The sequence below is a fragment of the Eggerthella sinensis genome (assembly GCF_003339815.1).
Lineage (GTDB): Bacteria > Actinomycetota > Coriobacteriia > Coriobacteriales > Eggerthellaceae > Eggerthella > Eggerthella sinensis.
Genome location: NZ_PPTT01000040.1, coordinates 23,526 through 30,484, shown reverse-complemented (window position 1 = coordinate 30,484; position 6,959 = coordinate 23,526). Strand labels below are relative to the sequence as shown.

Annotated in this window: 5 protein-coding genes; 1 reads left to right on the top strand and 4 read right to left on the bottom strand. The window is 67.3% G+C overall.

What is annotated here, in order from left to right; all coding sequences use genetic code 11:
- Positions 1 to 216: 216 nt before the first annotated feature.
- The 4 genes from ilvC to ilvD are packed head-to-tail and all read right to left on the bottom strand — an operon-like array spanning position 217 to position 5,293.
- The gene (gene ilvC / locus C1876_RS16140; protein ID WP_114547750.1) at positions 217 to 1,212 is read right to left on the bottom strand and encodes a ketol-acid reductoisomerase; all 996 of its coding nucleotides are present in this window, start codon (positions 1,210 to 1,212) and stop codon (positions 217 to 219) included.
- Between the two features lie 51 nt (positions 1,213 to 1,263).
- The gene (gene ilvN, locus C1876_RS16135; RefSeq protein ID WP_114547749.1) at positions 1,264 to 1,749 is read right to left on the bottom strand and encodes an acetolactate synthase small subunit; all 486 of its coding nucleotides are present in this window, start codon (positions 1,747 to 1,749) and stop codon (positions 1,264 to 1,266) included.
- Entirely contained in the window at positions 1,746 to 3,623 is a 1,878-nt protein-coding gene (gene ilvB / locus C1876_RS16130) for a biosynthetic-type acetolactate synthase large subunit (protein WP_114547748.1), read from the bottom strand. The genes ilvN and ilvB overlap by 4 nt, the downstream gene beginning before the upstream one ends.
- The gene (gene ilvD / locus C1876_RS16125; RefSeq protein ID WP_114547747.1) at positions 3,620 to 5,293 is read right to left on the bottom strand and encodes a dihydroxy-acid dehydratase; all 1,674 of its coding nucleotides are present in this window, start codon (positions 5,291 to 5,293) and stop codon (positions 3,620 to 3,622) included. The genes ilvB and ilvD overlap by 4 nt, the downstream gene beginning before the upstream one ends.
- A 552-nt stretch (positions 5,294 to 5,845) precedes the next feature.
- Between ilvD and C1876_RS16120 the strand changes: the two genes are divergently transcribed.
- A complete protein-coding gene (locus C1876_RS16120) occupies positions 5,846 to 6,910 on the top strand; it encodes an endonuclease/exonuclease/phosphatase family protein (protein ID WP_114547746.1) in 1,065 nt (354 codons plus the stop codon).
- The last annotated feature ends 49 nt before the right edge of the window (positions 6,911 to 6,959 follow it).

The following is a 6,959-nucleotide window of genomic DNA, read 5'->3' as shown; positions in this document are numbered from 1 at the left end:
CTTCCCTCCCCTCCTCTTTTGGCGCGCTCGACGGCTTCCCGCCCCCCAACGCACCGCACGCCGACCGAACAACCCGCAGGTTGAACGATCGGCGCGCAGCGGCGACACGACCAAGTGAAACCCCGGGCGCGCCACGTGATGGGGGTGGGGGTGGCGCGCCAAGCGATGGGAGGGGTGCGCCAAGTGATGAGGGAGGCGCGCCAAGTGTTTGGGGGCCTATCGCCTCACGAAGCTGAACATCGAGCGGATGTTGGCTCCCACTTCTTCGATCTGGGCGTTGCCGTGCTCCATGCGCTGTTCCTTGAGCCACGTCTGGTCGTTCTTCGAGTCCTCCATGAACTCGTGGGCGAAGCTGCCGTCCTGGATGCGCTCGAGGATGGTCTTCATGGCGGCCTTGGCCTCCTCGGTGATCACCTGCGGGCCGGCGTAGTAGTCGCCGTACTCGGCCGTGTTCGAGATGGAGTAGCGCATGTTCGTCATGCCGCCCTCGTACATGAGGTCCACGATGAGCTTCATCTCGTGGAAGCACTCGAAGTAGGCCATCTCGGGCGGGTAGCCCGCCTCGACGAGCGTCTCGAACCCGGCGTTGATCAGCGCCGTCACGCCGCCGCACAGCACGGCCTGCTCGCCGAACAGGTCGGTTTCCGTCTCGTTCTTGAACGTCGTCTCGATGACGCCGGCACGCGCGCCGCCGATGCCCCACGCGTACGACAGCGCCACGTCCTTGGCCTGGCCCGACGCGTCCTGATGCACGCAGATGAGGCAGGGCACGCCCGCGCCCTCGGTGAACACGCGGCGCACCATGTGGCCGGGGCCCTTCGGCGCGATCATCACCACGTCCACGTCCGCCGGCGGCGTGATGTAGCCGTAGTGGATGTTGAAGCCGTGCGCGAAGGCCAGCGTGTCGCCGGCTTTGAGGTTCGGGGCGATCTCGGCTTCGTACGTGGCGGCCTGGGTCTCGTCGGGCGTGAGGATCATGATGAAGTCGGCTTCCGCGGCGGCGTCGGCGACGCTCATCACCTTGAGGCCCGCCTCCTCGGCCTGACGGCGCGACTTCGAGCCCTCGCGCAGGCCGACGCGCACGTCGCAGCCCGAGTCCTTCAGGTTGAGCGCATGGGCGTGGCCCTGGCTGCCGTAGCCGATGATGGCCACCTTCTTATCCTGGATGAGCTGGGGGTTCGCATCGTTCTCGTGGTAGATCGTGACAGCCATGTTCGTTTTTCCTTTCTATTGGCTGAGGGTACCTGGTTCGCGCACGCGCGCTCACACGTCCTTGCTGTTGCGGGACATGGCGATTTTGCCGGTGCGGGTGATTTCCTTGATGCCGTAGGCGCGGAAGAGGTCTTCCATGCCCTTGAGCTTGCTCTCGTCGCCCGTCGCCTCGATGGTGAGCGAGCTCCTGCCCACGTCGACGATCTTCGCGCGGAACACGTTCGCGATCTCGATGATTTCGTTCCGGCGGTCGGGCTGCGCGTTCACCTTGAACAGCACGAGCTCGCGCTCGATGGCCGCGTCGTTGGTGAGGTCGGTGATCTTATGCACGCTGATCAGCTTGTGCAGCTGCTTCGTGATCTGCTCGTACGCCACCTCGTCGGCCTTCACGATGGCCGTGACGCGCGACATGGTGGGGTCTTCGGTGGGACCCACCGACAGCGACTCGATGTTGAAGCCGCGCCGCGAGATGAGGCCGGTCACGCGCGACAGCACGCCGGGCTTGTTCTCCACCAAAACGGACAGGATGTGCTTCATCGTGCGCCCCCCTTCTCGTCGTCGCCGTCGGGCACGTCGGTGCGCACGGCTCCCACGGCCACGTCGATGGCGCCGATCACCTCGTCGAGCGCGCGGCCCGGCGCCACCATGGGATACACGTTCTGGTCGCGCGAGATCACCACGTCGAGCAGGTAGGGGCCGTCGCTGGCCAACATGCGCTCGAGCGCCGCGTCCACCTCCGAGGGCAACTCCACGCGCTCGCCCTGCCAGCCGTACGCGTCGGCCAGCTTCACGAAGTCGGGGTTCGCGTCGAGCAGCGTGGACGAGTAGCGCTCGTCGTAGAACAGCTTCTGCCACTGATGCACCATGCCGAGGCAGCGGTTGTCCAGGATGAGCACCTTCACCGGCACGCGGTGGATGCCCGCCGTGGCCATTTCCTGGCTGTTCATCTGGAACGATCCGTCGCCGGCCACGCACACCACAAGCTTCTCCGGGCACCCGATGGCCGCGCCGATGGCGGCCGGGAAGCCGAAGCCCATCGTGCCGAGGCCGCCGGAGGAGATGAAGCTGCGCGGCGCTTCGCGATCGACGCTCTGAGCCGCCCACATCTGATGCTGCCCCACCTCGGTCACCACGACGCTCTTCTGCGGGTCGAGCAGGTCGGACAGCTTCTTCAGCACCACTTCGGGAACGATCTCGTCGGGCTTGTCGCCCACGCCCGGATGGTAGAACGGGTAGCGCGTGCGCCAAGCGGATATCTGCGCCACCCAATCGCCGTCGTTCGGGCGCGCGCCTTCCTTCTCGAGCGTCCCCACGATGCCGTCGAGCACGCCCTTGAGGTCGCCCACGATGGGCACCTGCACCTCGCGCACCTTGCCGATCTCGGCCGGATCGATGTCGATGTGGATGACGTCGGCGTGCGGCGCGAACTCGTCGAGCTTGCCGGTCACGCGGTCGGAGAAGCGCGCGCCCGCCGCGATGAGCAGGTCGCTCTCCGTCATGGCGAGGTTGGCGTACTTCGAGCCGTGCATGCCCACGGGCCCCAGGTTGAGGGCGTGCGACGCGGGGAACGCGCCCTTGCCCATGAGGGTGGTGACCACGGGGATCTGCATGAGCTCGGCGAGCGCCTTGAGCTCCTCGGCCGCGCCCGACGACACGATGCCGCCGCCCACGTACAGCACGGGACGCTCCGCCTGCTTGATGCGGGAAACGGCCTGTTTGATCTGCTTGGCGTTACCGCGATACGTGGGCTTGTACGAGGGCAGGTTCACGTCGTCGGGGTATTCGAACACGAGCGGCTCGCTGGCCAAATCCGACGGGATGTCGATGAGCACGGGGCCGGGACGGCCCGTCTTGGCGATGTGGAACGCCTCGCGGAACGTACGGGTGAGCTCGTCGGTGGACTGCAGCAGGTAGCTGTGCTTCACCACCGGCATGGTGATGCCCACGATGTCCGACTCCTGGAACGAGTCGGTGCCGATGACGCCGCGCGGCACCTGGCCCGTGATCACCACGAGCGGCACGGAGTCCATGTAGGCCGTCGCGATGCCTGTGACGGTGTTCGTGGCGCCCGGGCCGCTCGTCACGATGGCCACGCCCACGTTGCCCGTGGCGCGCGCGTACCCGTCGGCCTCGTGCACCGCGCCCTGCTCGTGACGCGCCAGCACGTGGTTGATCTGCTTGGAATCGTACAGAGCGTCGTAGATTTTGATGGCCTGCCCGCCCGGGTAGCCGAACACGAGGTCGACGCCCTCGGCCTCGAGCGAGGCCACCACGGCCTGCGCGCCCGTCATGGTTGCGCCCTGCTTGGGCGTCTTGCTTCCCAAGCCGCGCGAGGCGCCGGCCGCGGTGGCGTTGGCCTGCGTCTGGCGTGGTGCGCTATCGTCGGATGCGGTGCTGCGTGCGTTCGTCATGACACATACGCCCCCTTGTCTGCGGATGAAACGAGCTTCGCGTACTTCGCCAGCACGCCGTGGTCGTGCTTCGGCGCCGGCGGCACCCAGGCCGCGCGACGGCGCTCCAGCTCGGCGTCGTCCACGTCCAGCATGAGCGCGCCGCCTTCGATGTCCACCGTCACGAGGTCGCCCTCTTCGATGAGCGCGATGGGGCCGCCCGCCGCGGCTTCCGGGCTCACATGCCCCACAGCCGGGCCCTTCGTCGCGCCCGAGAAGCGCCCGTCGGTGATGAGCGCCACGCTCGTGGACAGGCCCATCCCCACGATGGACGAGGTGGGCGTCAGCATCTCGCGCATGCCCGGGCCGCCCTTCGGGCCCTCGTAGCGGATGACCACCACGTCGCCGGCCACGATCTGCCCGGCGTTGATGGCGGCGCAGGCCTGCTCCTCGCTGTCGAAGCAGCGGGCGGGGCCGGTGTGCGTGAGCATGGACGGGTCGACGGCCGACTTCTTCACGATGGCACCGTCGGGCGCGATGTTGCCGTGCAGGACGCGCAGGGCGCCCACCGGGCTGAACGGGTTGTCGTGCGCGCGGCACACCTCGCCGTCGGCCGGCTTCGTGCAGGACTCCAGGTACTCGTCGAGCGTGCCCATGCACGTGAGGGCGCTGCGATCGAGCAGGTCGAGCTCGGCCAGCTCGTGCATGACCGTCGGCACACCGCCCACCTCGTAGAGGTCGGACAGCGGGCGCGGGCCCGAGGGCTGCAGCTTCACGAGGTGCGGCGTGCGAGCGGAAGCGGCGTCCCAATCGTCCATCGTGATGGGATGCCCCGCTTCGCGCGCGATGGCCGTGAGGTGCAGCACCGTGTTCGTGGAGCCGCCGAAGGCCATGTCGCATTCCATGGCGTTGCGGATGGCCGCCGCGCTCACGATGTCGCGCGCGCAGACGCCCTTCTCGAGCAGCTCCATCACCTTCATGCCCGCGTGCTTCGCCAGGCGGATGCGCTCGGAGTACACGGCCGGGATGGTGCCGTTGCCCGGCAGCGCGATGCCGAGGGCCTCGCACAGGCAGTTCATGGAGTTCGCCGTGAACATGCCCGAGCAGCTGCCGCAGGTGGGGCACGCCGTGTCCTCGTAGTACTTCAGCTGTTCTTCGGTCATGTCGCCGTGCTGCACCGAGGCCGCGCCGTCGAACAGCGTGTTGAGGTCGGTGGTGGGACCGCAGCCGCCCGGCTGCTTGCCGGCCAGCATGGGGCCGCCTGACACGAACACCGTGGGGATGTTCACGCGCAGCGCGCCCAGCAGCATGCCCGGCACGATCTTGTCGCAGTTCGGGATGCACACGAGCGCGTCGAAGGCGTGGCCCTGCACGGCGCATTCCAGGCTGTCGGCGATGGTCTCGCGCGACACGAGGGAGTAGTGCATGCCGTCGTGGTTCATGGCAATGCCGTCGCACACGCCGATGGTGGAGATCTCGAAGGGAACGCCGCCCGCCATGTAGATGCCGGCCTTCACGGCCTCGGCGATCTTGTCGAGGTTGTTGTGCCCGGGGATGATGTCGTTCTTCGAATTGAAGACGGCGACGAGCGGCCGCTTCAGCTCCTCGTCGGTGATCCCGTCGGCCTTGAGCAGGCTGCGGTGGGGAGCGCGCGCCGTGCCGCAACGTATAGCATCGCTACGTAGCTGCATGCTGATCCTTCCTTCCTGGTTGTGGCTGTGCCGGATGAGCCCACAAAAAAATCCCGTTGCAGGTAAGCTGCACCAGGACCTCAGAAGGAAGGGAGATACGATGGTTCGCGCGCCCGGCGCGTACGGTCGATCTCGAGTCGGACTGATAACGGAGTCGCCGGTTCAGCCTACTTGCCTCGACTGCACGCGAAGGTCGTCCGCTGCGTGCCGAAACGTTCGAGCCGAACTGCTCGGAGGTGGCGTTCAGGCCGCCCATCACCGGCTCGCAGCACCCGCCGGCTCTCTGAAGATGGGTTCGTCCCTACTGTCCTCGTCAACGCATTTCGTCTATGAACTTGTTGGAGGAAAGTATACCCCCGCGCTCAAGGGATGCAAGAAAAACTTTGAAGATCGAAGCAATCCCCCAGGAAATGCACACGAGCGCCCTAGGATTTGCGCAACGGCTGTCCCTGCGCGCTCGGAGGTGGCCCTTGAGGGCGCGGTCGCTTATAATGGCACGCTTATAGACGAACCGGGCGGCGAGCGTCGCCGCCCTGCAGACGGAAGAGAGCCATGACCCAGAGGACCGCGCAGCACGCCTCGCCCGAGCGGCACCGCCGCTCCGTCGCGCGCACGGTCGTGAGCGTGGCGCTGTGGGCGCTCACCGCGTGTCTCGTCGTGCTCATGGCCACGCGTTTCGCGCCGTCCGTCCTGAGCAACGGCCGCCTCATCCCCGAAGCCGCGGCGTTCGTGCCGTGGCTGGCCATCCCGAGCGCCCTCGTCCTCGTCGTGGCCGCCCTCACCCGGCGCAAGGCGCTCGCGGGCTTCACGGCGCTCTGCCTCGTCTGCCAGGTGGTGTGGCACGCGGGGTTCTTCCTGCCCGCGCCCCGCGTCGCCGAGGAGGCGAAGGCGCCCGTGCCCGTTCAGACCACGGAAGACGCCATCATGCGCGTCATGACGCTCAACACGAAGAACGGCCACGCGGATGCCGACCAGATCGTGTCGATGGTGCGCGATCAGCGCGTGGAGGTGCTGGCCCTGCAAGAAGTGAGCGCCTCGCTGCTCGAACGTCTCACGGCGGCGGGCCTCGACGAGCTGCTGCCCGCACGCGTCGTCGGGGAGGCGGGCCCGTACGACAACGGCGGCGTGAACGTCCTGTACACGCTCGCGCCCATGAGCGACGTCTCCGAAAGCCTCCTGCCGCTCACCGGCTCGGCCTCCCCCGCCTGCACCATCGTCGCCGGCGGGCGCACGGTGCGCCTCGTCAGCACCCACCCCACCTCGCCCAAGTCGGGGACGAAGGGGTTTTGGAACGAGAGCCTCAAGAACCTCGCCTCGCTGCGCAAGTACGACGACGAGTACCTCATCATGGGAGACTTCAACTCCACGTGGGACCATTCGCGCTTCCGCAGCTTCCTGGGCGATTCCCTCGTGGACGCCTCCGAGCAGGCCGGCGAGGGCTTCCACATGACCTACCCGTCGGAGCCGGGCTACGCCATGCTGCCCGTGCCGCCCATGATCGAGATCGACCACATCGTCTACTCGAAGAACAGCGCCATGTCGGTGGGCGACCTCGAGACGGCGAAGGTGGAAGGCACCGACCACCTCGCCCTGCTCGGAACCTGGACCATCGAATAAGCGCGCCCGCGCCCGCTTCGCTCCTCCCTCATCGCTCCCCCTCCCATCG